This is a genomic window from Stenotrophomonas maltophilia group sp. RNC7 (assembly GCF_030910085.1).
GTDB lineage: Bacteria > Pseudomonadota > Gammaproteobacteria > Xanthomonadales > Xanthomonadaceae > Stenotrophomonas > Stenotrophomonas sepilia.
Genome location: NZ_JAVFVN010000846.1, coordinates 1 through 525, shown reverse-complemented (window position 1 = coordinate 525; position 525 = coordinate 1). Strand labels below are relative to the sequence as shown.

At 34.1% G+C, this 525-nt stretch carries 1 protein-coding gene; it reads left to right on the top strand.

The genetic code is table 11. From position 1 onward, the window contains the following. Nucleotides 1-525: lipopolysaccharide core heptose(II) kinase RfaY (locus RCF13_RS20215; RefSeq protein ID WP_308141515.1), on the top strand; the 525-nt coding region annotated here is incomplete at both ends.

Genomic DNA, 525 nt, shown 5'->3' with positions numbered 1-525 from the left:
AAAGTATATTGGGATTATACAACTTCAAAAGTACTGACTATGGAATACATAGAAGGAATAAAATTAAATGAATTAAAAAAAATGGATAACCAAGGACTAAATCGCAAGGTACTAGCTGAACGGGTAGTTCAATCTATCCTTCACCAAATTCTAATTGAAGGCTTTTTTCATGGTGATCCCCACCCTGGTAATATCATTTTTTTACCGGGTGAAGTTATTGTTTTTATGGACTTTGGTATGGTTGGAAGTCTTAGTCCTGAATTAAAACAGCATTTAGCGTCGTTAGTTATTTCTATGATGCGCCAAAATACAAGAGGGGTTATCAAAGCAATTACACAGATGGGTTTGGTACCTGATGATGTAAATATGAAACAACTGACAGCGGATGTGGAGTATCTAAAGCAAAACTATTATGATGTCCCTTTAAGCCAACTTAGTCTTGGTAAAGCTGTTCAGGAACTGTTTAATATTGCATATAAACATCATATTCAAATTCCGTCGGATATAACTTTATTAGGAAAAACT